This is a genomic window from Actinophytocola sp., from assembly GCF_009379765.1.
Lineage (GTDB): Bacteria > Actinomycetota > Actinomycetes > Mycobacteriales > Pseudonocardiaceae > Actinophytocola.
The window spans coordinates 1-22,169 of the sequence record NZ_WHTD01000135.1 but is presented as its reverse complement, the minus strand read 5'-3'; the positions used below and the strand labels follow the sequence as shown (position 1 = coordinate 22,169).

Annotated in this window: 23 protein-coding genes and 1 pseudogene; 13 read left to right on the top strand and 11 right to left on the bottom strand. The window is 72.5% G+C overall.

Features of this window, described 5'->3' with window-relative positions; all coding sequences use genetic code 11:
• Window positions 1-142 precede the first annotated feature (142 nt).
• Both GEV28_RS31520 and GEV28_RS31515 read left to right on the top strand, forming a co-directional pair.
• Window positions 143-1,277, top strand: a pseudogene (locus GEV28_RS31520) (Pls/PosA family non-ribosomal peptide synthetase); the annotation flags it as partial.
• Between the two features lie 4 nt (window positions 1,278-1,281).
• A complete protein-coding gene (locus GEV28_RS31515) occupies window positions 1,282-2,571 on the top strand; it encodes a M1 family metallopeptidase (protein WP_291416109.1) in 1,290 nt (429 codons plus the stop codon).
• A gap of 65 nt (window positions 2,572-2,636) precedes the next feature.
• On the opposite strand, the gene GEV28_RS31510 is transcribed toward GEV28_RS31515, so the two are convergent.
• Window positions 2,637-2,876 carry a hypothetical protein gene (locus GEV28_RS31510; protein WP_291416108.1) on the bottom strand — a complete coding sequence of 80 codons (240 nt, stop codon included), beginning with the start codon at window positions 2,874-2,876 and terminating at the stop codon, window positions 2,637-2,639.
• 79 nt (window positions 2,877-2,955) lie between these two features.
• A complete protein-coding gene (locus GEV28_RS31505) occupies window positions 2,956-3,141 on the bottom strand; it encodes an RGCVC family protein (protein WP_291416106.1) in 186 nt (61 codons plus the stop codon).
• Between the two features lie 275 nt (window positions 3,142-3,416).
• Between GEV28_RS31505 and GEV28_RS31500 the strand changes: the two genes are divergently transcribed.
• From GEV28_RS31500 to GEV28_RS31480, 5 genes are all read left to right on the top strand, one after another.
• Entirely contained in the window at window positions 3,417-3,920 is a 504-nt protein-coding gene (locus tag GEV28_RS31500) for a DUF5994 family protein (protein ID WP_291416104.1), read from the top strand.
• A 70-nt stretch (window positions 3,921-3,990) separates the two neighbouring features.
• Window positions 3,991-4,959, top strand: a complete 969-nt coding sequence (locus tag GEV28_RS31495; RefSeq protein WP_291416102.1) for an acyl-CoA desaturase — start codon at window positions 3,991-3,993, stop codon at window positions 4,957-4,959.
• A gap of 8 nt (window positions 4,960-4,967) precedes the next feature.
• Window positions 4,968-5,546, top strand: a complete 579-nt coding sequence (locus tag GEV28_RS31490; protein ID WP_291416100.1) for a GNAT family N-acetyltransferase — start codon at window positions 4,968-4,970, stop codon at window positions 5,544-5,546.
• Window positions 5,547-5,562: 16 nt separating this feature from the next.
• Window positions 5,563-6,159 (top strand): DUF6292 family protein, encoded by a 597-nt coding sequence (locus tag GEV28_RS31485; RefSeq protein WP_291416098.1) that lies wholly within the window; start codon window positions 5,563-5,565, stop codon window positions 6,157-6,159.
• Window positions 6,146-6,976 (top strand): transglutaminase family protein, encoded by an 831-nt coding sequence (locus GEV28_RS31480; RefSeq protein ID WP_291416096.1) that lies wholly within the window; start codon window positions 6,146-6,148, stop codon window positions 6,974-6,976. The genes GEV28_RS31485 and GEV28_RS31480 overlap by 14 nt, the downstream gene beginning before the upstream one ends.
• Here GEV28_RS31480 and ptsP read toward each other — a convergent pair whose 3' ends face one another.
• The 7 genes from ptsP to GEV28_RS31445 form a co-directional block, all read right to left on the bottom strand.
• On the bottom strand, window positions 6,977-8,626 hold the full coding sequence (gene ptsP / locus GEV28_RS31475) for a phosphoenolpyruvate--protein phosphotransferase (protein ID WP_291416094.1): 1,650 nt from the start codon (window positions 8,624-8,626) through the stop codon (window positions 6,977-6,979).
• Complete coding sequence (locus GEV28_RS31470; RefSeq protein WP_291416093.1) at window positions 8,619-8,906, bottom strand: HPr family phosphocarrier protein; 288 nt, start codon at window positions 8,904-8,906, stop codon at window positions 8,619-8,621. The genes ptsP and GEV28_RS31470 overlap by 8 nt, the downstream gene beginning before the upstream one ends.
• A gap of 25 nt (window positions 8,907-8,931) precedes the next feature.
• Entirely contained in the window at window positions 8,932-9,984 is a 1,053-nt protein-coding gene (locus GEV28_RS31465) for a zinc-dependent dehydrogenase (RefSeq protein WP_291416092.1), read from the bottom strand.
• Window positions 9,981-10,433 carry a PTS sugar transporter subunit IIA gene (locus GEV28_RS31460; RefSeq protein ID WP_291416091.1) on the bottom strand — a complete coding sequence of 151 codons (453 nt, stop codon included), beginning with the start codon at window positions 10,431-10,433 and terminating at the stop codon, window positions 9,981-9,983. The genes GEV28_RS31465 and GEV28_RS31460 overlap by 4 nt, the downstream gene beginning before the upstream one ends.
• On the bottom strand, window positions 10,426-11,937 hold the full coding sequence (locus tag GEV28_RS31455) for a PTS mannitol transporter subunit IICB (RefSeq protein ID WP_291416090.1): 1,512 nt from the start codon (window positions 11,935-11,937) through the stop codon (window positions 10,426-10,428). The genes GEV28_RS31460 and GEV28_RS31455 overlap by 8 nt, the downstream gene beginning before the upstream one ends.
• Complete coding sequence (gene pfkB, locus GEV28_RS31450) at window positions 11,934-12,917, bottom strand: 1-phosphofructokinase (protein ID WP_291416089.1); 984 nt, start codon at window positions 12,915-12,917, stop codon at window positions 11,934-11,936. The genes GEV28_RS31455 and pfkB overlap by 4 nt, the downstream gene beginning before the upstream one ends.
• Before the next feature lie 160 nt (window positions 12,918-13,077).
• On the bottom strand, window positions 13,078-13,839 hold the full coding sequence (locus tag GEV28_RS31445; protein WP_291416088.1) for a DeoR/GlpR family DNA-binding transcription regulator: 762 nt from the start codon (window positions 13,837-13,839) through the stop codon (window positions 13,078-13,080).
• 176 nt (window positions 13,840-14,015) lie between these two features.
• On the opposite strand from GEV28_RS31445, the gene GEV28_RS31440 reads away from it, so the two are divergent.
• The 4 genes from GEV28_RS31440 (at window position 14,016) to GEV28_RS31425 (ending at window position 19,403) form a co-directional block, all read left to right on the top strand.
• A complete protein-coding gene (locus tag GEV28_RS31440) occupies window positions 14,016-14,450 on the top strand; it encodes an ATP-binding protein (protein ID WP_291416087.1) in 435 nt (144 codons plus the stop codon).
• A 198-nt stretch (window positions 14,451-14,648) separates the two neighbouring features.
• A complete protein-coding gene (locus GEV28_RS31435) occupies window positions 14,649-16,376 on the top strand; it encodes a TetR/AcrR family transcriptional regulator C-terminal ligand-binding domain-containing protein (RefSeq protein WP_291416086.1) in 1,728 nt (575 codons plus the stop codon).
• A 128-nt stretch (window positions 16,377-16,504) separates the two neighbouring features.
• Window positions 16,505-17,875: a response regulator transcription factor gene (locus tag GEV28_RS31430; RefSeq protein ID WP_291416085.1), complete on the top strand. Its 1,371-nt coding sequence runs from the start codon at window positions 16,505-16,507 to the stop codon at window positions 17,873-17,875.
• 91 nt (window positions 17,876-17,966) lie between these two features.
• The gene (locus GEV28_RS31425) at window positions 17,967-19,403 is read left to right on the top strand and encodes a gamma-aminobutyraldehyde dehydrogenase (RefSeq protein WP_291416084.1); all 1,437 of its coding nucleotides are present in this window, start codon (window positions 17,967-17,969) and stop codon (window positions 19,401-19,403) included.
• Here the strand turns inward: GEV28_RS31425 and sigJ are convergent.
• Window positions 19,400-20,287 carry an RNA polymerase sigma factor SigJ gene (sigJ, locus tag GEV28_RS31420; RefSeq protein WP_291416083.1) on the bottom strand — a complete coding sequence of 296 codons (888 nt, stop codon included), beginning with the start codon at window positions 20,285-20,287 and terminating at the stop codon, window positions 19,400-19,402. The genes GEV28_RS31425 and sigJ overlap by 4 nt on opposite strands.
• A 258-nt stretch (window positions 20,288-20,545) precedes the next feature.
• Between sigJ and GEV28_RS31415 the strand changes: the two genes are divergently transcribed.
• Together GEV28_RS31415 and GEV28_RS31410 are read left to right on the top strand one after the other, a co-directional pair.
• Window positions 20,546-20,725 (top strand): carboxymuconolactone decarboxylase family protein, encoded by a 180-nt coding sequence (locus GEV28_RS31415; RefSeq protein ID WP_291416082.1) that lies wholly within the window; start codon window positions 20,546-20,548, stop codon window positions 20,723-20,725.
• A complete protein-coding gene (locus GEV28_RS31410; protein ID WP_291416111.1) occupies window positions 20,656-20,913 on the top strand; it encodes a hypothetical protein in 258 nt (85 codons plus the stop codon). The genes GEV28_RS31415 and GEV28_RS31410 overlap by 70 nt, the downstream gene beginning before the upstream one ends.
• Before the next feature lie 554 nt (window positions 20,914-21,467).
• Here GEV28_RS31410 and GEV28_RS31405 read toward each other — a convergent pair.
• The coding region (locus GEV28_RS31405; RefSeq protein ID WP_291416081.1) for an HNH endonuclease signature motif containing protein at window positions 21,468-22,169 on the bottom strand (702 nt) is incomplete at its 5' end.

Here is a 22,169-nt window from a genome sequence, read left to right as displayed (position 1 = left end):
GCGTTCTCGATCATCCTCGGCTGCTCGGCGCTGATCGGGCTCGGCGCGCTGCTGCTGCACACGCTGGCCAAACGCGACGCGCCGCTGCTCGCCGCGGTGGCACCCGGCGCGCTCTGGTGTGCGGTGCTGTACCTGGTGTCGCTACCACCCGGTGCGCGGCCGGATCGCCTGGCAGGCCTGGGCGGCGCTGCGGCTGATGGACTCCGCCCGGGCGCACCTGTTTCCCCTCTACGCCAGCCTGCTGACCCCGGTCTGGCTGCGCGCGCTCGGCATGCGGGTCGGCCGCGGCGTCGAGGCGTCGACCGTCGTCGCACTGCCCGCGATGACCACCATCGGCGACGGCGCGTTCCTCGCCGACGACACGATGGTCGCCTCCTACGAGCTGGGCGGCGGCTGGCTGCGGCTCGCGGCCGCGCGGGTCGGCAAGCGCGCGTTCCTCGGCAACTCCGGGATGACCGCGGCCGGGCGGGCGGTGCCCAAGCGCGGCCTGGTCGGTGTGCTGTCCGCGACACCGAAGCGCGCCAAGACCGGCAGCTCCTACCTCGGCATGCCGCCGATGAGGCTGCCGCGCGCGGTCGCGGACGGCGACCAGAGCCGCACGTTCGCGCCGCCGCGCAGGCTCGTCGTGGCCCGCGCGCTGGTCGAGCTGTGCCGGGTCGTTCCGGTGATGTGCTCGGTGGCGCTGGCCGTGCTGGTGCTCGCCGCGTTCGAGCTGCTCGCCACCCGGGGGTTCTGGCTCGCCGCGCTCGCGAGCGGGGCACTGCTGCTCGCCGGCGGCGTCGCGGCGGGTCTGCTGGCGGTGGCCGCGAAATGGGCGCTCGTCGGGCGATTCCGCGCGAAGGAGTACCCGCTGTGGAGCGGCTTCGTGTGGCGCAACGAGCTGGCGGACACCTTCGTCGAGGTCCTGGCGGTGCCGTGGCTCGTCGGCGGGGTCGGCGGGACGCCCGCGATGGCTGCGCTCGCTCGGCGCCAAGGTGGGCCGTGGCGTGTGGTGCGAGTCGTACTGGCTGCCGGAGGCGGACCTGGTGTCGCTCGGCGACGGCGCGACCGTCAACCGGGGGTGCGTCGTGCAGACCCACCTGTTCCATGATCGGATCTTGCGTATGGACCAGGTGACGTTGGCGGCCGGCGCGACGCTCGGTCCGCACGGGATCGTCCTGCCCGGCACGACGATCGGTGCGCACACGAGCATCGGACCGGCGTCGCTGGTGATGCGCGGGGAGAACGTGCCGGACGGTACGCGCTGGCTCGGCAACCCGGTCGCGGCCTGGCAGTGACGCCGTGCCGATCCGCGAAGCCGACCTGCTGGGGCACGGCAACCCCGGCTACCGCGTGTGGCACTACGGCCTCGAGCTGACCTACAAGCCGTCGACCGGCCGGCTCTCCGGGGTCGCGAAGGTGTCCGCGGTGGCCGAGGAGTCGCTGCCCGCGTTCGCGCTGGACCTCGGCCCGTTCACCGTCGACCGGCTGAAGGTCGACGGGCGGCCGGCGCGGTGGACCCACCGGGCCGGCAAGGTGCGGGTGCGGATCGGCCGGGCGGTGCCGCGCGGCTCGCTGTTCTCGGTGGAGCTGCGCTACTCGGGGCGGCCGGCGCCGGTGCGCACCCGGCACTGGGGTGAGCTCGGCTGGGACGAGCTGACCGACGGGGCGATCGTGGCGAGCCAGCCGATCGGCGCGCCGTCGTGGTTCCCGTGCAACGACCGGGTGGGAGAGAAGGCCACCTACCGGATCGCGGTCACCGCGCCGACCGGCTACACCGTCCTGGCGGGCGGGGTCCTCGCGTCGCGGTCGTCGGCGGGGAGCGGCACGCGGTGGGAGTACGTCCAGGACGCGCCGACCGCGACCTACCTCGCGACCGTCCAAATAGGACGCTACGAGTCCGAGACGCTGGCCCCCGGGCAGCACGCGGCCGTCCCCCGGGCGCTCGTGCGGGCGTTCCGGCACGACTTCGCCCGGCAGCCGTCGATGATGGCGTTGTTCGCCGACCTGTTCGGGCCCTACCCGTTCGCCGACTACGCGGTCGTGGTGACCGGCGACGAGCTCGAGGTCCCGGTCGAGGCCCAGGGTCTGTCGATCTTCGGCGCCAACCACGTGGACGGGCGTCGGGGGTTCGAGCGGCTGGTGGCCCACGAGCTCGCGCACCAGTGGTTCGGCAACAGCGTCGGGCTGGCGGACTGGCGCCACATCTGGCTGAACGAGGGCTTCGCCGCGTACGCGGAGTGGCTGTGGTCGGAGCGGTCCGGCGGGCGACCGGCGTCGGTGCTGGCCGCGGTGTCGCGGACGCACCTGGCCGGCGAGCCGCAGGACCTGGTGATCGGCGACCCGGCGGCCCGCGACATGTTCGACGACCGCGTGTACCAGCGGGGCGCGCTGACCCTGCACGCGCTACGCGAGGCCGTGGGCGACCGCGCCTTCTTCGCCGTGGTTCGCGAGTGGACGGACACCTACCGGCACGCGACGGCAACCACGGACGACTTCACGACCGTGGCCGCGCGGCACACGGAGATCGACCTCGGGCCGCTGTTCTCCACGTGGCTGTTCACCGCCCAGCTCCCCGAGGTAGGTGGGTGAGAGAGCTTGCGAGCGAACCAGTGTCACAGGGCGAGCTTGCGAGCGAACCGTTGACACAGGACCGCTCAGGCGGCGCTGCGGCGCCGGGTCGTCCGCCGGGCCCGGACGTCGTTGCGCCGGGGACGGGACGGAACGCGCGGGACGTACTCGGGCTCGATGTCCGGCTCGAAGTCCGGCTCGAAGTCGCCGGCGTCCGCCGGCTGGTCGGCGAGCTCGGGCTCGCGGAACAAGGCCCCGTAGGCGGCGTCGGGCCGGGCGGCCGTGACGCTCGTCGCCTGCTGGGTGAGTGGGTGGCTGAACAGCACGTTGATCGGCGTGCTGTTCGGCGTCGTGTCAGTGATGACGAATGTCCTTTCGAGACAGTAGGCCCCGGAACCTCTTTGCTCAGCCGGGTTTCTGTTGGGTGCAGACGCAGCCGCGTCCCTTCAGCCCGGTCGCCGTGGCGTTGCAGTAACGGGCCGCGATGGCGTCGTGTTCGGTCCACGGATGCGGGCACACCGCGCATCCGGTGGCCACCTGGCCGTTGGCCTGTGGTCCGGACACGCTCGCATGCGCGTCTGTTGCTGGCATCTTCGCCGCCTGCCGTTGTGTTGGTTCGGTTCAAGCGGTGTCGGACACCGGGAGAATCGCGAATGGTTCGCGCCGTTGAGATCCGGGAACGCCGGTGTCGCGCATCGGTCATCCCCCGCGCTGACCTTACCGTACACCCGGCTCGTGAACAGCAGGTTCGGCAAGCGCCGTGGTGTAGGGTGAAGCCGTCGAAGGCACCTCGTATGTCGGCGTTCGTGCTGGCCTCGTCCTCGACGATGCCCGGTCGACGTCTTGACCGGGAAGGGAGCACCGACATGTCGTCGGGCCCGCGAAATCCCACTGTCGCCTCCGATGCCGCTTCGGCAGAGCAGCCGCCGCGCCTGAACCTGAAGCCGGCGGAGCCCACTCCGGGGGACCACGGATTCGTCGACGGCGCCTGGTGGCCCCGCTCGCGGGATCTCGTTGCCGAGCTGCCGACGTTGCTTGCGGCGTTGGCAGTCCGGCTCGGTGAGATCCAGCGGATGGCCTACAACCTTGCCGAGTGGGAGCCCGCGAGGCGTCACCTCGACAACGGCGGGCACCGGGTCAGGCTCGGTGGCTTCCACAGCCAGGGCACCAACACGATCGACGTGACCGGTTCCGGGGGCCACCGTGTCACGCTTCTCGTGGTGCCGCCGGAGACCGCCGCGGTCAACGCCAGAGCGATGTCGCTGGCCGCTGCCGACGGGCACAACGTCGACAGCGCCACCACGCTCCTCGCCCGCCGCGCCTCCCGGTCCCGCAACACGGTGCCGCGCCCACGGCGCGCACCCGCCTGACCATCACCGCACTGCTCGGATTCCTCGGATCGTCTCGGGCAGCCCTACGTCGCCACGAGATGAGCTACGTATGACGACCGTTCTTTCCCGTCCGGAACCTCCCCAGAACACCCCGAAGCCGGTCCTGTCCGGGCAGCGCTCGATGGGTGAGATGATGACGATCCGGGCCTTCCTGATCATCCCGTTCGCCGCGCTGGCCGCGGCCGTGCCGCTCACCTGGGGCTGGGGCATGACGTGGGTCGACCTGATGATCGCCGGCGTGTTCTACACCGTGTCCACGCTGGGCGTCACCGTCGGCTACCACCGGTACTTCACCCACGGCGCGTTCAAGGCGCCGCGCTGGCTGCGGGCCACCCTCGCCATCGCGGGCGGCCTGGCCGCGCAGGGCTCGGTCATCGCTTGGGTGGCCGACCACCGCCGCCACCACGCGTTCTCCGACCGGGACGGCGACCCGCACTCGCCGTGGCTGTTCGGCACCTCGCCGCTCGCGCTCGCGAAGGGCTTCTGGCACGCGCACATGGGCTGGCTGTTCGGCCGCGACAAGACCAACATCGACCGGTTCGCGCCGGATCTCGCCGCCGACCCGGACCTGCGCCTCGTGGACAAGCTGTTCCCGCTCTGGGTCGTGCTGAGCGCGGGGCTCCCCGCGGTGCTGGGCGGCGTCATCACGCTGTCCTGGTGGGGCGCGCTCACCGGGTTCCTGTGGGCCGGGCTCGCGCGCATCTCCTTCCAGCACCACGTGACCTGGTCGGTGAACTCGATCTGCCACATGATCGGCAACCGGCCGTTCATCAGCCGGGACAAGTCGGCCAACTTCTGGCCGCTCGCGATCCTGTCGATGGGCGAGTCCTGGCACAACTCCCACCACGCCGACCCGACCTGCGCGCGCCACGGCGTCCTACGTGGACAGATCGACGTCTCCGCCCGGCTGATCTGGATGTTCGAGAAGTTCGGCTGGGTCCGGCAGGTCCGGTGGCCCACCCCGCAGCGTCTCGCGAAGCTCGCGAGCCCCGGACGCGCCATGACCGGTGGCGGGTGACGATTGCGGTGACCGCGACGACCACCACGCTCACCTCCGAGCGGCTGACCCTGCGGGCCTGGCGCCTTGATGACGCGCAGGAGGCGCTGCGGATCTACGGCCACCCCGAGGTGGCCCGCTGGCTGAGCCCGGCCATGGACCGGGTGCACGACCTGGCCGCGATGCGCCTGCTGCTCCAGCAGTGGATCGCCGAGGACAGCCGGCTGGTGTCCCCGGCGGGCCGGTGGGCGATCGAGCGCGCCGACGACCTGCGGGTGGTCGGCGGCGCCGTCCTGCTGCCGCTGCCGCCGGGCGACGAGGACCTGGAGATCGGCTGGCAGCTCAACCCGTCCATGTGGGGCAAGGGGTACGCGAGCGAGACCACCTTCGCGCTCGCCTCGTGGGCGTTCGGCCAGGGCGTCGGCGAGCTGTTCGCGGTCGTGCGCCCGGAGAACACCCGCGCCGCGGCCACGGTCCGCCAGCACGGCATGCACTGGGTCGGCGAGACCGGCAAGTACTTCGGGCTCGAACTGCAGGTGTTCCGGCTCCGGACGGCCGATCTGGACCGGACCGCGCCGGCCGGACACCAACCACCCAACTACGCCTGAACGGACGAGGAGGGTCATGACCGCGACACGACAGTCCGGCCGTCGACAACCGAGCACCGAGTTCGCCAACTCCCGCGCCACCGCGGAGCGGGAGCGTTCCGACCAGCAGAGCCGAGCGGTCCGCACGGTCGCCCGCCAGTCCCGGGACCGGCACGAGTTCGTCGGCCTGCTGTCGATGCTGGGGCTGGACGAGGTGCCCGGCGGCTCGCTGGTGCTCGGGCCGATGCTGGGCGGCTACATCCGGCAGGTCGCGGCCGCGGTCGGGGTCCCGGCCGAGGCGACCGGGTACGAGGTGAGCGACACCGCCACCGCGTATCTCGGGCTTTCCCAGCGGTGGCCGGAGCGGCCGGAGCACGACCTCATGCTCGTGTGGGACGAGCGGCTCGGCTGGTACGTCGGCGTCGAGACGGTGCCCGGCGAGGCTCCGGTGGTGATCGCCTATCTCGGCGGTGCCGCGGTGCCCGTCCCCGCCACCGTCGCCCGGTTCGTCGCCGACGCCGTCGCCGGCCGCCACGTCCACCACATCCGTCCGGTCCTGCCGCCCGCCGACCGTGCCTCGCTGGCCAACCAGATGGCGGCCATCGGCGCCGAGCCCGACCGTGCGGACCGCTGACCTGACCACCCCGACGACCCCGACGACGCGGCTGCGGGTGGGCTGCACGTTCGCCTACCACGCCGAGGTGCCCACGCCGACCGTGTTCCAGATCCAGCCCGGTGACGAGCCGCCGGTCGAGGAGACGTGCCGGCTCGAGCCGTACGCCCGGCTGCGCCGGTACCGCGACCTGTACGGGAACCCGTGCCTGCGGGTGGTCCTGCCGGCCGGCCGGGCCACGCTGCGCTACGACGCGGTGCTCGACGTGCCGGACGCGCCCGAGGACGCCGACGAGAGCGCGCCCGAGGTCGCGCCGGACGACCTGCCCGACGCCGTGCTGCTCTACACGCTGCCGAGCCGCTACTGCCTCCCCGACGTCCTCGGCGACGAGGCGTGGACCCGGTTCGGCGGGTGCCCGCCTGGCTACGGGCGGGTGCGGGAGATCTGCGCGCACGTGCACCGCCACCTCATGTTCCGCTACGGCAGCAGCACGGCCCTGTCCACGGCGAGCGACGTCAACACCACCCGGCTCGGCGTGTGCCGCGACTTCACCCACCTGGCGATCTCGTTCTGCCGGGCGCTCAACATCCCGGCCCGGTACGTGTTCGGCTACCTGCCCGACCTGGACGTGGCACCCGACCCGGCGCCGATGGACTTCGCGGCATGGCTGGAGGTCTGGCTCGGCGACCGCTGGTGGACCTTCGACCCGCGCAACAACGCCCGCCGCAAGGGCCGCGTCACCATCGGCCGCGGCCGGGACGCCGCCGACGTGGCGATGGCCACCACGTTCGGCGGTCCCGTCCTGGAGTCGATGACCGTTACGGCCGAACCGGCCTGACTACGCGCCGGCCTCGGCGACGGCGCGCCTCGCCGAGGGTGCGTCGGGTGCGTCCATGGCCAGCTGGGCCAGGCGTTCGCAGTCGGCCAGGGTGTGGGCGGCCAGCGCGGCACGCACCGCCGCGACGCTCGGGCCGGACATCGACAGGCTCGTCACGCCCATGCCCACGAACACCAGAGCCAGCAACGGATCCCCGGCCGACTCGCCGCACACCCCGACCGGCTTGCCGGCCTCCCGGCCGGCGCTCGCCACGCCCGCGACGAGCTCCAGCACCGCGGGCTGCCACGGGTCCAGCAGGTCCGCCAGCGCGCCGTTCATCCGGTCCGCCGCCATCGTGTACTGGCTCAGGTCGTTGGTCCCGATGCTGACGAAGTCCACCACCTCCAGCAGCCTGCGCGCCTGCAGGGCGGCGGCCGGGACCTCGATCATCACGCCCGCGGTCGGCAGGCCGGCCTTGCGCACCTCCTCGACGAACGCGCCGGCCTCCGCGGCCGTGGCGACCATCGGGGCCATCACCCACACGTCGGCCGCCGCCGCGGTCGCCGCGCGGGACACGGCCTCGAGCTGGTCGGCCAGCACCGCCGGGTGGTCACGGGCGATGCGCAGGCCGCGCACACCCAGCGCCGGGTTGTCCTCGGCCGCCAGGCCCAGGAACGGCAACGGCTTGTCCGCGCCGGCGTCCAGCGTCCGCAGCACGACCTTGTGGTCGCCGAGCGCGCCGAACAGCTCCGCGTACGCGCGCTCCTGCTCGGCCACGGTCGGCGCGGAGGTCCGGCCCAGGAACAGGAACTCGGTGCGGAAGAGACCCACGCCCTCGGTGTCCGGCACCAGGTCCGCGGCACCACCGACGTTGAGCATCAGCGGCACCGGGTGCCCGTCCTTCGTCCGGCCGGGGCCGGTGAACGCGGCCAGCCGCGCCCGCTCGCGCCGGGCCTCCGCCCGGATCGACGCCACCTCCGCATCGTCCACAGTGGACACAAAGCCGGTCGTGCCGTCGACCGAGACCACCGCGCCGTCCGGCAGGTCCAGCACACCCGCGCAGCCGACCACGGCCGGCAACCCGCGTGCCTTGGCGAGGATCGCGGTGTGGCTGGTCGGGCCGCCGCGCCGGGTGACGATCGCCAGCACGGTCGCCGGGTCCAGCAGCGCGGTGTCGGCCGGCGACAGGTCGTCGGCGAGGAGCACGTACGGCTCCCCCGGCATCGGCAGGCCGGGCATCGGCAGGCCGAGCAGCCGGGCGACCGCGCGGTCGCGGATGTCGGCCAGGTCCGCGGCCCGCTCGGCGAAGTAGCCGCCGATCGCGGCGAACGCCTCCTGCTGCTCGGCGATCGCGTCGGTGATCGCCCACGCGGCGGCGCGGCCCGCGTCGACCCGGCGGGACACCGCGTCGGCGAGCGTCGGGTCGACGGCCATCATCGACTCGGTGTCCAGCACGTCCGCGGCCGCGCCCTCGACCTGGCCGGAGAGCCGGGTGAGCTCGTCGGCGACGAACCGCAGCGCCGCGGCCGCCGCCTCGACCTCGGCGGCCGAGTCGGTCACCGAGGGCGGCTCGGCGGGCAGCGACGGCGGCGGGGACATCCGGTACACCGGCCCGGCCGTGCGGCCGGGGCTCACCCCGAGTCCGGTCAGCTCGGACATCGGCTCAGGCATCGGCGGTCTCGGTCTCGGCGTCGAGGTCGCGGGCCAGCACCTCGGCCATCGCGTCCAGCGCGGCGTCGGCACCCTCGCCGGCGGCCTCGACGGTGACCGTGTCGCCGCCGTGCGCACCGAGCGCGAGCACCGCGATGATGCTGCTCGCGTCGACCGGCGGCCGTTCGCCGGTGCTGATCTTGATGGCCACGCCTTGGGCCGCCGCCGTCCGCACGACGATCGCGGCGGGCCTTCCGTGCAGTCCGATCCGGGACCCGACGACGACATCTCTGGAAGCCATGTGTCCTCCTTGGCACACAAGATAATCACGGCTCGATGGTCACCTTGATGGCCTGCCCGGACGCGACCAGCTCGATCGCGGTGTGCAGCTCGGAAAGCCTGAGCCGGTGGGTGATCAGGTCGTGCACCGGCACCTCCCCGGACGCGATCAGCTCCAGCGCGCGCTTGTTGTGCGCGGGACTGGACCCGTTGGCGCCCACTATCGTCAGCTCGCGGTAGTGCACCAGGTTCGAGTCCAACGTGATCGTGGGCTTGTCCTTGGGCAAGCCGCCGAAGAAGCTGACCCGCCCGCTGCGCGCGGCCATCTGCAGCCCGTCCCGTTGCGCCGCACCGGATGCGGCCGCGGTGACCACCACGTCCACGCCGCGCCCGTCGGTGAGCTTGCGCACCTCGTCAACGGCGTCCACCTCCGACCCGCAGATCGCCGCGTCCGGCTCGACCACCGCGGCCGACATGTCCAGCCGGGACCGGTTCAGCTCCACCAGGTACACCCGCCGGGCGCCCTTCGCGCGGGCGAGCCGCACGTGCAGGCAGCCGATCGGGCCGGCGCCGATCACGACGACGTCGTCGCCCTGCCCGTGATGCCGACCCACCCCGGCGAGCTCCTGCCCGTTGACCACGCAGGCCAGCGGCTCGGCGACGGACGCCTCGGCGAAGCTCACCCCGTCCGGGATCCGGCTCAGCCCGTCCACCGCCAGCACGGCCTTGGGCACCACCAGGAACTCGGCGAACCCGCCGTCGTAGTGGTAGCCCACGGATGTCTGGTTGGGACAGACGCTCATCCGGCCGCGCCGGCAGTCCGGGCAGGTGCCGCACGGCACCGCGGCGATCACCTGCACCCGGTCGCCGACCGACCAGCCGGCGCCGCCGGCGCCGACCTCGACGATCTCCCCGGCGATCTCGTGGCCGATCACCCGCGGCGGCACCAGGTGGTGGTGGCCGTAGTTGAAGATCTTGACGTCGGTGCCGCACGTGGAGCACTGGCGGACCCGGATCTTCACCTCGTCCGGTGCCGGTACCGGTGCTTCGGCGTCCTCCAGGCGGAGATCACCAGGGGCGTAGAAACGCGCCACCCTCATACCGAAAGGCCCTTCCCGATCGATTCCAGGAGCTCGTACACATCGTCGACGCTCCGCGAGGTCCGCAGCCGCTCGGCCTGCGCCGGGTCCATCAGGATCTGCGCCAGCGCGGAGAGCACCGTGACGTGCTCGTCGCCCTTGGCCGCGATGGCCACACAGATCGTCACCGGCTCGCCGTCCCACTCGACGCCGTCCGGGAACTGCAGCACGCCGAGCGTCGTGCGGCGCACGAGCGCGCGGCTCGCGTCCGTCCCATGTGGAATCGCGACGCCCTCGCCGATGTAGGTCGACACCGAGCGCTCCCGCTCCAGCATGGTCGCCGGATAGCCGTCCTCGACCGCACCGAGATCGGCGAGCAGCGCCCCGGACTGGCGGACCGCGTCCCACTTGTCGGTCGCGGTCTGCGCCAGCCGGATGCCCTCCCTGGGCAACACGTCATGCTCAGCCACGGATCTCGCCACCTTCCTTGATCGCGTTCTCGACCTGGTCGAACACCGGGTCGCCGAGGAACATCCGGAACGGCACGACCACCGCGTGCGGCACGGTCGCGCGGGCCCGCGCGGCGAGGTCGGCGTGGGTGAGCACCAGCCGCGCCTCGGCCGGGAGCTCGTTGACCGACACGTGCTCGACGGTGACGCCGTACGGCTTGAGCCGGGTCCGCAGCTGGCTCGCCAGCATCACGCTGCTGCCCATGCCGGCGTCGCAGGCCACGTACAGCGTCGAGACCTCCTTGCCGGAGATCACCGGCCGGGCGGGCGCTGCCAGCGTGCCCGTGCCGTCGCCGCTCGGCGCGCCGGCCGGGGTCGCGCCTGCGCCGTCGGAGCCCCGCTCGACCGGCGTGGCGGCCTCACCGGCACCCGCACGGTCCGCCTCGGCGGCGATGTCGGCCTCGGTGTCCGCGTCGTGGCCGAACTTCATCAGCGCGGCGGCGACGACGAACGCGACCACCGTGGCGACCGCGATCGACAGCAGCACGCTCACGTGCCCACCCCGCGGGGTGACCGCCATGTAGGCGAAGATGCTGCCCGGTGCGGGAGTCGCGACGAGGCCGGAGTTCGTGATCATCGCGGTGCCCACGCCCGCCATGCCACCGGCGATCGCGGCGATGATCAGCTTCGGCTTCATCAGCACGTACGGGAAGTAGATCTCGTGGATGCCGCCGAGGAAGTGGATGATCATCGCGCCGGGCACCGACGGCCGGACCTTCTTGGGGCCGAACAGGAAGAACGCGATCAGGATGCCGAGGCCGGGCCCCGGGTTGGTCTCGATCATGAACAGGATCGACTGGCCGGTGTCGGCCGCCTGGTCCACGCCGATCGGACCGAACACGCCGTGGTTGATGGCGTTGTTGAGGAACAGCACCTTCGCCGGCTCGACGATGATCGACACCAGTGGCAGCAGGCTGTTGTCCACCAGGAGGTCCACCACGTTGCGGGCGCCGTTGGTGAGCGCCTCGACGATCGGGCCGATGCCCACCACGCCGAGCAGCGCCATCGCGCCGCCGAGGATGCCGGTGCTGAAGTTGTTGACCAGCATCTCGAAGCCGGGCCTGATCTTGCCCTCGACCGCCTTGTCGAACAGCTTCAGCAGGAGCGCCGTGAGCGGTCCGATGATCATGGCGCCGAGGAACATCGGCACGTCGGCGCCGACCACGACACCCATGGTGGCGATCGCGCCGACCACCGCGCCGCGCTGGCCGTGCACCAGCCGGCCGCCGGTGTAGCCGATCAGCACGGGCAGCAACACCGAGATCATCGGGCCGACCAAGGCACCGAGCGTCTCGTTGGGCAGCCAGCCGGTCGGGATGAACATGGCCGTGATCAGGCCCCAGGCGATGAACGCGCCGATGTTCGGCATGATCATCCCGGCCATGTGGCCGCCGAAGCGCTGCACCCTGGCGCGGAAACTGTTGCCCTGTAAGTGCTTCAGGTCCGCAATGGCAACATTCGTCATCGGGTCTGCTCCATTCCGTGCGGTTGGTGCGAGCCGCGGAGCGGTCGCGAGAGGTCGGGCTCGGCGTGGACGTGCACGCCGGCGCGGTCGACGTCGGCGGGACCCGGCATGCGGCTGCCCGGCAACCGGACCGCCGCCGCACCCCAGGCCAGCGCCTCGGTCAGTGCCTCGGTCAGGGCGTCCCCGCCGGTGGACCCGACCGCGAGACACCCGGCGAGCATCGCGTCGCCCGCCCCGACCGCACTGCGGCCGCGGTCGACCGGCGACTCGCCGTATCGCACCCCCTGCCGGTCGACCAGTACGGCACCGTCGGCACCGAGACTGGCCAGGACCGCCTCCGCCCCCGCGACCCGCATCGCCTCGGCGGCACGCACCGCGTCGGCGACCGTGTCGATCGGGAACCCCACCGACTCCGCGAGCTCGTCGCGGTTCGGCTTCACCAGCGCGGGCCCGCAGGCCAGCGCCGCTGCCAGCGGCGGGCCGGACGTGTCCACCGCGAACCGGACCCCCAGGTCGGCGAGCTGGGTGCCGAGCCGGCCGTAGAACCCGTCCGGCACCCCCGGCGGCAGGCTGCCGCTCGCGACCACCCAGTCCGCGCCGACCGCCGCGGACAGCGTCGCCGCGACGATCCGCTCCAGGTCGTCCGAACCCAGCGACCCGCCCGGCTCGTTGATCTTGGTGACGGTGCCGTCCGGCTCGACGAGGCTGACGTTGGAGCGGGTGTGCCCGGTGACCGGCACCGCGCAGACATCGATGCCCTCGACCTCGAGCAGCGCCGTGAGCTGGTTGCCCTCCGGACCGTTGCGCGGGACGACCGCGCAGGTCGGGATCTTGTGCGCGGCAAGGGCCCGAGCCACGTTGACGCCCTTGCCGCCCGGGTCGAGGCGGGTGGCGGTGGCCCGCATCATGGCGCCCCTGGTGAGCGCCGCGATCTCGATCGTGCGGTCCAGGCTCGGGTTCAACGTAAGAGTGACGATCATGATGCCGCCTCCGCGGCGGCGAGCACGGCGGCGGTCACGATGCCGCCTCCGCGGCGGCGAGCACGGCGGCGAGCACGGCGGCGGTCACGATGCCGCCTCCGCGGCGGCGAGTACGTCGGCGGTCACGATGCCGCCTCCGCGGCGGCGAGCACGTCGGCGGTCATGCTCGGATCACTCTCGGCCCGTGCGACTCGATCTCGGCGGCGGTGCGCTCGTCGAGACCGGTGTCGGTGATGAACGTGTCGATGTCGGACAGCTGACCGAACCGGGACAGGTGGTCGGTGGTGACCTTGGTGTGGTCGGCGAGCAGCACGGTCCGCCGGGCGGCCGCGATCATCGCCTTCTTCACCGCGGCCTCGGCCTGGTCCGGCGTGGTCAGCCCGCGCTGGACGGAGAGCCCGTTGGTGGCCACGAACGCGATGTCGACGTAGCTCTGCGCCAGCGCTTCCATGGCCCACGGGTCGACGCAGGCGAGGGTGCGGCCGCGGACCCGGCCGCCGACGAACAGCACGTTGATGTTGGCGCGGGTGGCGAGCGAGAGCGCGGTCGGCAGCGCGTTGGTGAGGACGGTCAGCTGCCGGTCGACCGGGAGGATCTCGGCGAGCCGCGCGGTGGTGGTCCCGGCGTCGAGGATGATCGAGCCCTCCTCGGGCACCTCGGCCAGCGCCGCCTTGGCGATCCGGTCCTTCTCCGCGGTGAGCAGCGTGTCGCGAGCCGCGAGCGCCGGCTCGAACCCCAGGCGTTCCACGGGGATGGCGCCGCCGTGCACCCGGCGCAGCAGCCCGTGCCGCTCGAGAACCGACAGGTCGCGCCGGATCGTCTCCCCGGTCACCGCGAGCTCGGCGGAGAGCTCGGCGACGTCGACCCGGCCCTCGCGCCGGGCCCGGTCGACGATGTGCTGCTGCCGCTCTTCTGCGTACATGTGGATTTGTCACCGTTCCATCTGTGTATTGCTGTGTTTACATGGAACCTTGTGGTCAAGTCAACGGCCGCGAGCACACGTAGCCATACCGATACGAAGAGTCACCAGGAACTTCTCTCTGGTCGCCGGCGTTTGATCGCCATGCATGCTTCTCGGCGAAGCGGGTAACCATGAGCATGAATGCCGACCGTGCGGGCGCGGTCGACCCGGCGGCGGTCCTCGTCATCAGCGGCGAGCTGACCGAGCTGCGCCGCGTCCGGCAATGGGCCCGCACGTTGCTCACCGATCTGGACGACATCCTCGTCGACGTCCTGTCCGTGATCGACGAGCTCACGTCGAACGCACTGCGGCACGGCCGCGCGCCGTACCGGATCAGCCTGCGCCGCACCGTGAACCGGCTGCGCGTCGAGGTCAGCGACGGGTCGCGGGAGAAGGCGACCCGACGCACCCCGGACGACCACGGCGGCCGCGGTCTGCTGCTCGTGGGGGCCTACTCGCGCGGCTGGGGTCAGGAGATCCGTCCCGACGGCAAGACCGTATGGGCCGAGGTCGACCTGGCTCCGAGTCCCGCGCTCACGACCTGTCCCCACACCCTGACCGGGCGCGGCTGATCAGCGGCGGGCTGAGGCGGGCGAAGCCTTCCTGGCGGTGGTAAGGGAAGTACGGGTAGGGCGGGGTGGTGGCACTGGCGGCGTCGAGGCGCGCGACCTGGTGAGGAGGGCTTCGACGCCCTGGACCTGGCCGACCTCGCACGCCGGGCGTCGGTCGGCAAGACCACGGTCTACCGGCGCTGGGGCACGGCTGCCGGCGTGGTGGCCGACCTCCTCGCGTCGATGGCCGAGGAGTCCGTCCCCCGCACCGAGACCGGCACGCTGCTTGGCGACCTGCGCGCGAACGCCCGTCTCGTCCGCGAGACGTTGTCCGACCCTCGCCAGGGCCGGCTGTTCAAGGCGGTGATCGCTGCGTCCACATGGGACACGCGGACCGCCGAGGCACTGCACCGGTCCTACGAGATCCGCGTGGCCGAGTGGTCCCCATGCGTGACGCGGGCCGTCGAGCAGGGCGAGCTCCCACCTGACACCGACCCGGCAGAGCTGATCCGGGCGGTGTCGGCCCCGCTGTACTACCGCCTGCTCACGACGTCCGCACCCCTGGACGAGGCCGCGCACGGGCTCAGCCGAGTCCGCAGCGGGGCGGGCGGCGGGAAGGTCGCCGGGGCGTGGTTTGCCGATGTCGGCGATACTCACCCGATGGCGCGGCGGGTCTCGGTACCGGAGATGGTCGGACGGCGGGCCGAGCTGGCCGTGCTCGACGCGTTGCTGCCCGGCGACACCCGGCTCGTCCTGGTCGACGGCGACGCCGGGGTCGGCAAGACCCGGCTCGTGCAGGCGTTCGTCGCGCGGGTCGGGGGCCGGGCCACCGTCCTCCGCGGCGGCTGCCTCCAGTTCGAGGCCGACATCCCCTACGCGCCGTTCGCCGAGGCGCTCCCGGACCTGTTCGGCGAGGAGGCGACCGGAGCGCCGACCGGGGACCGCGTCGCCGCCTACCGCCGCGTCGCCGAGGCCGTCACCCGGGCCGGCGACCTCGTCGTGCTGGTGCTCGAGGACCTCCACTGGGCCGACGCCTCCACCCGTGACCTCCTCCGCCACCTCCACCGCGCCCTTGCCGACGCCGACGTCCTCATCGTCGCCACCTGCCGGTCCGACGAGCTGACCGCCGACCACCCCGTGGCCACCCTCGTCACCGAGCTCGCGCGGTCGCCGCGCACCGAACGGCTCCACCTCGACCCGCTCGACCGGCCCGGTGTCGCCGCGCTCGCGAGGGCCGTCCTCGATGCCGAGCCCGCGCCGGATCTCGTCGACCAGCTCGTCGCCCGCGCCGAGGGCAACCCGTTCTTCACCGAGGAGCTCCTCGCCGCGTGGCCCGGCTCCGGCGACGTCCCTCGCACCGTCCGCGACATCGTGCTCACCCGCCTCGCCCGGCTCAGCAAGAACGCCCAGCACCTCGCCCGCCTCGCCTCCGTCGCCGGCCGCACCGTCCCGCACGACCTCCTCCAGGGCCTCGGCGCACTCCCGGAGGACGAGCTCGGCACCGCGCTCCGCGAGCTCGTCGACCACGGCCAGCTGACCACCGCCGGCTCGGACGCGTACGCCTTCCGGCACGCGCTCATCCACGAGTCGCTCTACCGCGACCTCCTGCCCGGCGAGCGCCGGGCCGCCACGCCCGCGTCGCCCGGCACCTCGCCGACCACCCCGAGCTGGCCGGATCGAGATCCGCGGCGGGTGCCGCCGCCGAGCTCGCCCACCACTGGGACGCCGCGGGCGACCCGACCCGCGCGCTCGCCGCGTCGATCGAGGCGGCTTCGGCCGCGGTCGACGGGCTCGCGCCGGCCGAGGCGCACGCCCACTACGAGCGTGCCCTGGGCCGGTGGCGGGAGGCCACCGAACGTCCCCCGGGGCTCACCCACGACACGCTCCTCGAGCGCGCCGCGGAGGCCGCGAGCCTCGCCGGCCACAACCAGCGCGCGGTCGAGCTGACCAAGGCCCGCCTCGCCGAGCTCGCCGGCGAGGAGACCGAACGCGTCGCCCTCGCCTACGAGCAGCTCTCCTACCAGGCCCGCAGCGCCGGCAACTGGGCGCTCGCCCGCAGCGCCAGCCGGCAGAGCGTGCGGCTCGTCCCGGCCGACTCGCCTGCCCGGCTGCGCATCGAGTCCTGGCTGATGATGCTCGACATGCTGGCCGGCCGGCACCTCGACGCGGTCCGTCGCGCCGAGCAGCTGCTGCCGCGAGCGGACGACCCGATGACCACCAACCGTGCTCTCACCGCGCTCGGCACCGGGCACGTCATGCTCGGCCACGTCGACGAGGGCGTCGAGCACCTGCGCCGGCACCGCGAGTTCGCCGACCGCAGCGCCACCCCGCGGTTCATCGGCGTCGGCTACGTCAACACGTCCGAGTCGCTCATCTGGGCCGACCGGCAGGTCGACGCGCTCGCGCTGGCCCGGCAAGGCGTCGACCGGGCGACCGAGTACGGCTTCGACATCTACCTGCTGCCGATCGTCGGCAACGTCGTGCGGGCACTCGCCGAGCTGCATCGCTGGGACGAGGCCGTCGACGCCACGCAGGACCCCGACGACCCGGCGGCGGACCCGTTCAACTGGGTGTTCGTCGACCTGCCGCGCGCCGACATCCTGCTGCGCCGCGGCGACCTCGCGGGCGCGGCCGCGCTGCTCAAGCGGATCGGCGCGGTGCTCGACGGCCAGGGCGACGTCCAGTACGGCACCGAGCTCGCCGGCCTGCGCGCCCGGCTCGCCGCGGCCGAGCACCGCTGGGACGACGCGCGCGCCGCGGTCCGCGCCGGGCTCGAGGTCGCGCTGTCCGCGCAGGAGATGTGGCTCGCGATCCGCCTGGTGGCGACCGGCGTGCAGGTCGAGGCGGACGCGGTCGCCGACGACGCCTCCGCGGGCGCGGGCGCCGCCGACGAGCTGCTCGCGCTGGGCAGGCGGCACCGGACCGAGCTGGAAACCGCGGGCGCCGTCGCGCTCCCTCGGACCCGGCGTGCCCAGGGCCTCGCGGACGCCGAGCGCACCCGGCTCGGCACGCCGGACCCGGCCGCATGGGTCACCCTCGCCGAGGTCGCCGGCGTCGACCGGTACCTGGCCGGCTACGCCCGCTTCCGCGAGGCCGAGGCGTTGCTGCAGGTCAAGGGCTCGCGAACGCGAGCGGCCGAGGCCATCGCGGAAGCCGCCGAGACCGCCGCCGCCCTGGGCGCGGCGCCGCTCGCGGAGCGGACCTCGGCGCTGGCGGGCCGCGCCCGGATCACCCCGCGGCCCGCGCCCGCGGCGCACGGCCTGACCGCACGCGAGACCGAGATCCTCGCGCTCGTCGGCCGGGGCCTGACCAACGCCGAGATCGCCGGTGAGCTGTTCATCTCGACGAAGACCGCGAGCGTCCACGTGTCCAACATCCTGCGCAAGCTCGGCCTCAGGAGCCGCATCCAGGCCGCGGCCCTCGCACACCGCGCCGAGCAAAGCTGACACGGAAACAGTTGCTTAGACCCTTGTCTGCTGCGGATTCAGTCGCGAAGATGACAGGCAGCCATCGTGATACTCGCTGCAGGGAGTTCGGATGACCGAGAAGAGCGTGCTGCGGAACTTCGTCGACGGCGCCTACGCCGAGCCGGTCGACGGCGGTTACGCGGACTTGGTCGACCCGAGCACGGGCGAGGTGTTCGCGACGGCACCGGTGTCGGGGGCGGCGGACATCGATCGGGCGATGTCCGCCGCGGCATCGGCGTTCGAGAAGTGGCGTGACGTGACGCCACGCGAACGCCAGCTGGCCATGCTGAGGTTCGCCGACGCGCTCGAGGCGCGGACCGACGACCTGGTCGACGCGGAGTGCCGCAACACCGGCAAGCCGCGCCGGCTCACGCTCGAGGAGGAGCTGCCGCCCGCGGTCGACCACTTCCGGTTCTTCGCCGGCGCGTCCCGGCTGCTCGAGGGCAAGTCGGCCGGCGAGTACCTGGCCGGGCACACGAGCTACGTGCGGCGCGAGCCGATCGGCGTGTGCGCGCAGGTCACGCCGTGGAACTACCCGCTGATGATGGCCGTGTGGAAGATCGCGCCGGCGATCGCCGCGGGGAACACGGTGGTGCTCAAGCCGTCCGACACGACGCCGGTGTCGACGCTGCTGATGGCCGAGATCGCCGCGGAGCTCTTCCCGGCCGGCGTGTTCAACGTCGTGTGCGGCGACCGCGACACCGGCCGCGCGCTGGTGGCGCACAGGACGCCGCAGATGGTGTCGATCACCGGGTCCGTGCGCGCCGGCCGCGAGGTCGCGACCGCGGCGGCCGCCGACCTCAAGCGCGTGCACCTGGAGCTCGGCGGCAAGGCGCCGGTCATCCTGTTCGACGACGCCGACATCGCCGCGGCCGCCGAGGCGATCGCGGTCGGCGGCTACTTCAACGCCGGCCAGGACTGCACCGCCGCGACCCGGGTGCTGGCCGGCCCCGGCCTGCACGACGAGTTCGTGGCCGCGCTGACCGAGCAGGCACGCGACACCCGCACCGGCCCGCCGTCGGACGAGGACGTCCTGTACGGGCCGCTGAACAACGCGAACCAGCTGGCCAGGGTCAGCGGCTTCGTCAATCGCCTGCCCGACCACGCGACCGTCCACAACGGAGGGTCCCAGGTGGGCGACCGCGGCTACTTCTACGCCCCCACCGTGGTTTCCGGCCTGCACCAGGACGACGAGATCATCCAGGACGAGGTGTTCGGCCCGGTGATCACCGTGCAACGCTTCGCCGACGAGGCGGAGGCGCTGCGCTGGGCCAACGGCGTTGAGTACGGCCTTGCCGCGTCGGTGTGGACCCGCGACCACGGCCGCGCGATGCGCATGACGGGCAAGCTCGACTTCGGCTGCGTCTGGGTGAACACGCACATCCCGTTCATCTCGGAGATGCCCCACGGCGGCTTCAAGCACTCCGGCCACGGGAAGGACCTGTCGATGTACGGGTTCGAGGACTACACCCGGGTCAAGCACGTCATGCACAATCTCGAGTCCTAAAGGGACACATTGAGGGCGGCGAGGCGCGCCGGGTCGCGGAAGACGTCGATCTCCACGACCTTCTCGTTGGCTACGGTGAAAGCGAACACCACCATCGGGCGGCCGTCCACAGTGATGACGGCTCCCGCGGCGCCGTTGACCAGGGCCTGCTGCGGGGCGGCCGCCGTGCCGCCGGACCCGCGGAACGTGAGTGCCTGACCCGCCACCGCCGCCGCGCCGCGGACCTCGCGCGACGTGCCCGCGGGCATCGCGCCCCCCGCGTCGGCGCGCAGGACGGCGTCCGGGTCGAGGACGGCCACGAGCGCGTCGAAGTCGCCGTCGCGGGCGGCGGCGAAGAAGGCGTCGACGACGGCCCGCTGCCGGGCCAGGTCGGCATCGGGCCGGGTCGGGGAGCCCTGCACGCGGCGGCGGGCCCGGCTCGCGAGCTGCCGGGTGGCGGCCGAGGACCGGCCGACGATCGGCGCGATCTCGTCGAAGGGCAGCGCGAACATGTCGTGCAGCACGAACGCGAGCCGCTCCGCGGGGTCGAGCGTGTCGAGCACGACGAGCAACGCCAGCCCGACCGAGTCGGCCAGCAGCGCCTGGTGCTCGGGATCGGCACCGTCCGCGCGGTCGACGATCGGGTCGGGCAGGTGCGGCCCGGCCGGCTCCTCACGGCGCGACGAGCGTGAGCGCAGCATGTCCAGACATACCCGGCCGACGACCGTGGTGAGCCAGCCGCCGAGGTTCCGCACCTCGCTCGGGTCGGTACGGCTGAGCCGGAACCAGGACTCCTGGACGGCGTCGTCGACCTCGGCCAGCGAGCCGAGCATCCGGTAGGCCACCGCGCGCAGGTGCGTGCGGTGCTCCTCGAAACGCTCGGCCAGCCAGTCCTGCTCGTCCATAGGTCCTCCCCGCAGTTCGTCGGTCATAGCACTGACGCTTGGGCCGCGCCCGTTGTGACCGGCCGGTCACATCCGCGTCGCGAGATCCGTCACGGAGGTGAGGGGTCCGATCGAAGTCCGACCGAAGTCCTGCCGAAGTCCGGAGCGATGCGGCACGGATGAAGAACCCCGCGAGGGTGCTGCGGACGCGCTAAAGGCCGCGCAGGGCTTGTACAAAGCTACGAGCAGGGCGGCGTCGACCAGGAGACGCGCGACCTGGTGCACCTGCCGGCGAGCCAGATCAACGGCTGCAGTGCGTGCGTCGACGCGGGCGGTCGCGAGGCGAAGAGGGTCGGGATGTCCGACGAGCGTCTGTGGGCGGTCGCCGCGTGGCGGGAGGCGCCGTACTTTCACCGACGCCGAGCTGCCACCTGGCCCTGGCAATGGCCGAGTCGATGACCCGGCTGGCCGACCGCGATGCGGACGTGGTGTCCGACGAGCTGCGGACCGAGCTGCGGACCGAGCTGTCCAAGCATTACACCGAGGAGCAGCTCGCCGCACTGGTCCTGTGGGTCGCGACGACCAACTTCCACGACCGCCTCAACGCGACGATCAAGGAGCCCGCGGGCTCGACCTGTACCTTCTGAGAACGACATGACGATGTGCCTGAACCCGGTCGGGTCGTAGCGTGAGTGGCTGGAGCAGTAGCCGTAGCCGGCCCGGCCGGCGAGTTCGGATCGCGCGCGGCTTCGCGGGAGGAGCGCATTGGACCGGGGTGGAGTCGACCACTCACACGTCATCGGTCCACAGTGTCGTGTCCACGGCCAGCATCCTGATCACCGTCTTGACCAGCTCAACCGCACGCCGGAGTCGGTTGTTGAAGCCGGACTGACCAGGCAAGTAGCGGAACAGGTGTCCCAGGTGCTCGTGGGCATGGCGCAGCCGCCGGGACTCGGAGGTGAACCCCGAGGCCGTGCCTGCATCACCGCCAACGTCACCAACTCGGTCACCAACTCGGCATCCCCCGCTCTGCGCCCCGAACCCCCTTGGAATTACTCATCTAGGCGTGCTCGAAGTCCTTACCCACCAACAAGTCGAGGGCGAGGTCCGATCGGAGTCGGTCCATGGTGCGGCGTCGGCGCCACCGGTGTCACGGAGCGGATGTGCGACCGCGTCGACCCGTTCCGCCGCCCACCTGTGGTCAGAATGGTGGGGGTGCTGGTTCGGGGTGGGTGATGGGTTCTGGTGTGTGGGGGTAGTGGAACCCGCAGGGTGAGACCCATTCCAGGATCCCGCCGCGTTTGATGATCTTCCAGCCGCCGAAGGTCTTGCCGCGGTGGTGGCTGCGGCAGGCGGGGTGCAGGTTGTGTTCGTCGGTCGGGCCGGCGGGGTAGGGCTCGCGATGCTCCAAATCGCACTGCTGGGCGGGGCGGACACAGCCCGGCCCCGTGCAGGTCGGCATGGTGGCGTGGAGGTGGTCACGCAACGCCGCGGGCGGGCTGTAGCGGCGGCGCCCCACATCCCGCACCCGGCCGGTGGACGGTTCGGTCAGGATCCGTCGCCACGTCGCATCCGCCTGGTAGGCCAGATCAACCGCCTGTTGGGCGGCGATGTCGCCGTAGCCGACCAGGTGCCCGGGGGTGTTGTCCACCCCGAGCGCGGCCCGGGCCGGCAGCGTGACCTGAACGATGATCTTCGCGTGCTGGAAGTCCTTACCCGCCAACAAATCCAAGGCGACATCGGAGCGGAGCTGGTCCATCGTCCGCCCATCCGCGCCACCGGTGTCCCGGAGCTGATAGGCGATCGCATCCACTCGTTTCGCCGCCACCTGAACCCGCGCCGCCGACCCGTGCACCGTCAACACGGAACACCCGTCCTCGGTCGGATACATGTCCACCCGCCG

What these genes read in the sequence shown, in the direction of transcription:
- GEV28_RS31440 (WP_291416087.1), top strand. Translation starts at nt 14,016, where the DNA reads ATGAATGCCGACCGTGCGGGCGCGGTCGACCCGGCGGCGGTCCTCGTC.
- GEV28_RS31485 (WP_291416098.1), top strand. Translation starts at nt 5,563, where the DNA reads ATGACCGCGACACGACAGTCCGGCCGTCGACAACCGAGCACCGAGTTC.
- pfkB (WP_291416089.1), bottom strand. Translation starts at nt 12,917, where the DNA reads ATGATCGTCACTCTTACGTTGAACCCGAGCCTGGACCGCACGATCGAG.
- GEV28_RS31445 (WP_291416088.1), bottom strand. Translation starts at nt 13,839, where the DNA reads ATGTACGCAGAAGAGCGGCAGCAGCACATCGTCGACCGGGCCCGGCGC.
- GEV28_RS31505 (WP_291416106.1), bottom strand. Translation starts at nt 3,141, where the DNA reads ATGCCAGCAACAGACGCGCATGCGAGCGTGTCCGGACCACAGGCCAAC.
- GEV28_RS31500 (WP_291416104.1), top strand. Translation starts at nt 3,417, where the DNA reads ATGTCGTCGGGCCCGCGAAATCCCACTGTCGCCTCCGATGCCGCTTCG.
- sigJ (WP_291416083.1), bottom strand. Translation starts at nt 20,287, where the DNA reads ATGGACGAGCAGGACTGGCTGGCCGAGCGTTTCGAGGAGCACCGCACG.
- ptsP (WP_291416094.1), bottom strand. Translation starts at nt 8,626, where the DNA reads ATGCCTGAGCCGATGTCCGAGCTGACCGGACTCGGGGTGAGCCCCGGC.
- GEV28_RS31425 (WP_291416084.1), top strand. Translation starts at nt 17,967, where the DNA reads ATGACCGAGAAGAGCGTGCTGCGGAACTTCGTCGACGGCGCCTACGCC.
- GEV28_RS31465 (WP_291416092.1), bottom strand. Translation starts at nt 9,984, where the DNA reads ATGAGGGTGGCGCGTTTCTACGCCCCTGGTGATCTCCGCCTGGAGGAC.
- GEV28_RS31495 (WP_291416102.1), top strand. Translation starts at nt 3,991, where the DNA reads ATGACGACCGTTCTTTCCCGTCCGGAACCTCCCCAGAACACCCCGAAG.
- GEV28_RS31455 (WP_291416090.1), bottom strand. Translation starts at nt 11,937, where the DNA reads ATGACGAATGTTGCCATTGCGGACCTGAAGCACTTACAGGGCAACAGT.
- GEV28_RS31470 (WP_291416093.1), bottom strand. Translation starts at nt 8,906, where the DNA reads ATGGCTTCCAGAGATGTCGTCGTCGGGTCCCGGATCGGACTGCACGGA.